This is a genomic window from Mycobacterium sp. (genome assembly GCF_050701675.1).
In the GTDB taxonomy this organism is placed as follows: domain Bacteria; phylum Actinomycetota; class Actinomycetes; order Mycobacteriales; family Mycobacteriaceae; genus Mycobacterium.
Genome location: NZ_JBOGDD010000571.1, coordinates 1 through 4,095 on the forward strand (window position 1 = coordinate 1; position 4,095 = coordinate 4,095).

Here is a 4,095-nt window from a genome sequence, read left to right on the forward strand (position 1 = left end):
TCGGCAATTGTCCTTCAGGATAGCCGGTGAGCTGCGTAGCTTCCAAAAGCGGCGGTCCGGCCCTGCGGTCAGTCGCCCCAGCCGCCACATCCGCACCGGGAAGCACCTGCGGTGTCTCCCCAGTGTCTCCCAGTGTCCACCGCGGCCCGGTTTCCGGATGGAACGCTGTCGCGTGCGGCGAATGAGACGCGGCGCGGGCCGGGTCGGCGTTCTGCGAGAATCCGCGGATGGCCGGGCACTGGCGGACGCTGAATCTGGCCAACTGGGAGGCCCGGGTCCCGCTGCATTTGCGTCCTGGTGGATACGACCTCGACAGTTTCGACGATCCCCAACATCTTTCGGGCGTAGTGCGATATGACCTGCCGCGACTTGGCGACATCGCGGGTCTGGATGTGGTGCACCTGCAATGCCACATCGGCACCGACACCGTGTCGCTAGCCCGGCTCGGGCCGCGCTCAGTGACCGGACTGGACTTCTCGCCCTCCGCGATCGCTGCAGCCACCACCCTGGCGACACACGCTGCCCCTCACGTCAGATTCGTCGAGTCCGACGTCTATGACGCAACCATGGTCCTCGGCGCGGGATCCTGCGATCTCGTCTACACCGGCATTGGCGCAGTGTGCTGGCTGCCCGACATCCGACGATGGGCCGAAGTGGTCGCCGACCTACTGCGTCCCGGAGGCCGGTTGTTCATGCGCGAGGGCCACCCCATGCTCGACACGCTCAGCGATACCCGACCCGACGACCTGCTCGTGGTGCACTACCCATACTTCGAGACGGCAGGAACCACGTTCACCGAAACACGCACCTATGGCGGCGAAGGAACCGTGTCAGCACCGCAGGGAGTGTCGTTCAACCACGGCCTCGGCGAGGTCTTCACCGCCCTCACCAACGCCGGGCTGACGGTCACCACCCTCGACGAGCACCGAGAAGTGCCGTGGAACGCGTTGGGCGAGGCGATGGTCGAGAGCACCGAATTTGATGGTGAGTACGTGCTCGCCCAGAACCCGGAACGACTCCCCCTGACCTACACCATCCAAGCGCGCAAGCGCTGATCTCGAAGGCAAGCTGTGACGATGGCAACCCCGCCTGTGCGGGTGTCACCTGCCGACGTCGACGACGAGGGTATGCCCGAGTTGCTGGCCGCGGCCGTTGGCGGCGGCTGGGACCGCGCCAACCGCATTGTCGAGCAATACCGCCGAGACCCGGAGCTGATCCTGCTGCGTGCATCGATCGGAACCGCACTGGTTGGCGTAGTGGGCTACACCGTGAAGGGCACCGACGTCGTAGTCCTGCATATAGCGACCAGCGAGGACTCCCGCCGATCCGGCGTCGGACGCCAAATGCTGCAGGCAGTGCGTGAAGCGACACCCAATCATTTTCGTCTGGTTGCCGAAACCGATTCCGACGCAGTGGGTTTCTACATCGCCAACGGTTTCCTTGCCGAATCACTCGGCGAAAAGTACCCCGGTGTTGAGCGATTCCACGTCCGCACCCTCGCCAGCGGATTGCCGCCCAAGAACTGAGACAAGACCTCCGATCGTGTTAGGAGTCAACCGCGGGTGCGATCTGCTTGGCCGGTGGTGATGCCGAGGAGCTCGCGAACCGGCCCGACGCCGGCGAGTTGGATGTCCGTGCGATGAATGTTCTGCCATTGCTGTCGGGTCATCGCGAACGCCAGCATGGTGTCGGGTCGATCACGACGCTGCTCTTCAATAGCGCCCTGTTGGGTGTAGGGCAGTGATCTGGTGACGCGCAGTGATGCGATGTTGTCATGCCATGCGCGGGTGGTGGCGGTTTCGCCGTCCAAACCAGCGAAGATCAAGTGCAGAGCGGCCTGACGCATCTCCTGGCCGAGCCCGTGGCCCTGGAACTGGCGGCCAATCCATGACCCGGTTGTCGCGGTGCGAGAGATTGGGAACCCTTCGGCATTGAGCGTGCAGACACCCAAGAGTGTTCCATCTCGGTCGTGCACTGCCAGGTTGAGAGTCCAGTGCTCACTGGTCGTGTCAGCTCTACAGCGCCAGAAATACCGCACGGCGTTGCGCTGCAATTCTGGCGGCGGAACGTCGGTCCATGGTTCGGAGAAGGGCATGGTGTCGGGGTCATGAATCCCTCGCGCAGCGAGGTCAGCGAGTTGTCCAGCAAGGTCGTCAGTGACATAGCGCAGCGACAAGCGAGGAGTCGACACAAGGAGGTCGAATACGGGCCAGATCGCGGCGGTCATGGAGTCCATGGCATCGCACATGCAGTAACAACTGCAACCGAAATTCGTAGCGCACCGATTTGGCTGGGGGTTTCCGCGAGCTTCCGAGGACACTCACACCACACGGATCCAGCGGCGTAACCGACATTCGAGTCCATCCGCGCACTGACCACCAACCCTTCTGCACCTCATCGAAGTGCCCTGAGCCGCAGGCACTGAGAATGAGCCGGCTGCACGAATAGCCTGGGCAGGTGGGGGACACACCGGTGCAGGTCACGAAATACGACGCCGCGTGGCCTAGCAGCCAAGCCGATCATCGACATCGCCGCGCGGGCGGATAGCGATGGGTGAACCGGATCGGATGGCCAGGCGCGACGCGGTGGCAGCGAAACTGTCCTCATTTTCCGACAAAGAAATACGCTGTCTGCTGGATGCAGGCACCCAGCCCCGGATTGGCATTGGGGGAACGACTCACTCCATCGAGGTCGCGGGCTCACCTGTCTTCGTCAAGGCGATCAAACTGTCCAAGCTCGAAGTCGACGCTGGACCAAGCGACACGCGCAATCTCTTCGGTCTCCCCCCGTGGTATCACTACGGCGTCGGAGAGGGCTCCACTGGATTCAACGCCTGGCGAGAAGTTGCCACCCACGAGATGGTTAGCGACTGGGTGATGAGAGACAACCGTGGCGCCTTCCCCCTGCTCTATCACTGGCGAATCGTGCCCGACGTAGGTCGACGCGAACTCGATGATGACGACATAGTCCGCGCGGTGAAGTTTTGGGCGGACTCAGCAGAGGTCGAGACGCGACTGCGTGCGCTCTCGGCGAGCACCACGGTTGTGGCTGTCTTCATCGAACACGTTCCGTTGGTGCTGCGCGGCTGGCTGGATCGCCAATTAGCCTCCGGCAGAGAGGACATGGCCGGTTCGGTTCAAGGGGTTCTGGATCAACTGCTCGCTGCGGCCAGACAGATGCGCGCCCATGGCGTAGTGCATTTCGACGCGCACCTCGACAACGTCCTGACTACTGGCCACCAGCTCGTCGTGTCCGACTTTGGCCTCGCCGCCGCCGCTGATTTCCAACTTGACGATGCCGAAAAGCCATTTCTCACAACACACGCCGATCACGACGTCGCGTACTGCGCAGCCGAACTGACAAACGCCATACTTCGCAGGGTCATGGACTTTCCCGACGCTCGGGCGCGCAACGACTGGATACGGATGTGCTCCCAAACCGGCTCGGCCGACGGAGTACCAACCCCACTCGCCGAGACGATCCGACGTCTTGCGCCCACGACCACCTTGATCAACGACTTCTACTGGCAACTTCACGACGGTTACCTTCAAACGAAGTTTCCCTCCGTGGCACTCGCGGCCACGCTCAACGCAATCGGGCAAGGTTGAGACGACGCGAGAGCCGTACCATGCACCGTCCTGGGTTTGATGCCGCTTCCTTCTGTGCGAAGGATGGCGATTATGGCCAAGCATTACCCGGTCGAGCAGCGTGAGCGTGTGGTGAAGATGGTGCTCGAGCATCTACCATTTGTAGAACCAGGACACAATGATTCCCAGCAGCGCCACGTGATCGTGTAGCGACCCGGTGTTTCGTCCTCTGGTCAGCGACAAAGCGTGCCACGCTCACTTCGTCGCCTCCTTCACCCACAGGACCACGGATCGCTTGAGGACGTCGCGCTCCATCCGCAGCTCGGCGACCTCGCTGCGCAGGCGTTTGAGTTCTTCCACGTCGTCGCGGGTCACTCCCTGACTTCCCGGTCCCGGGTACCCAACCTCGATCAGCTACACCGCCTTCCCGCAGCGGTACCACGCCCCGTAAACCGGGCGCCGCCATCCATCACCACCACGAAGCGCCAAACAAGCCACCATCGTGGGT

The 4,095-nt window shown here is 62.5% G+C and carries 4 protein-coding genes; 3 read left to right on the forward strand and 1 reads right to left on the reverse strand.

The features are described 5' to 3' along the window. Positions 1 to 227: 227 nt before the first annotated feature. Positions 228 to 1,055 carry a class I SAM-dependent methyltransferase gene (locus ACRDUX_RS17400; RefSeq protein WP_526415266.1) on the forward strand — a complete coding sequence of 276 codons (828 nt, stop codon included), beginning with the start codon at positions 228 to 230 and terminating at the stop codon, positions 1,053 to 1,055. A 21-nt stretch (positions 1,056 to 1,076) separates the two neighbouring features. After that, positions 1,077 to 1,526, forward strand: coding sequence for a GNAT family N-acetyltransferase (locus ACRDUX_RS17405; RefSeq protein WP_526415267.1), 450 nt, complete (start codon positions 1,077 to 1,079; stop codon positions 1,524 to 1,526). Positions 1,527 to 1,552: 26 nt separating this feature from the next. Here ACRDUX_RS17405 and ACRDUX_RS17410 read toward each other — a convergent pair whose 3' ends face one another. Next, positions 1,553 to 2,227, reverse strand: a complete 675-nt coding sequence (locus ACRDUX_RS17410; RefSeq protein WP_526415268.1) for a GNAT family N-acetyltransferase — start codon at positions 2,225 to 2,227, stop codon at positions 1,553 to 1,555. 322 nt (positions 2,228 to 2,549) lie between these two features. On the opposite strand from ACRDUX_RS17410, the gene ACRDUX_RS17415 reads away from it, so the two are divergent. Next, entirely contained in the window at positions 2,550 to 3,608 is a 1,059-nt protein-coding gene (locus ACRDUX_RS17415) for a hypothetical protein (RefSeq protein ID WP_526415269.1), read from the forward strand. The last annotated feature ends 487 nt before the right edge of the window (positions 3,609 to 4,095 follow it).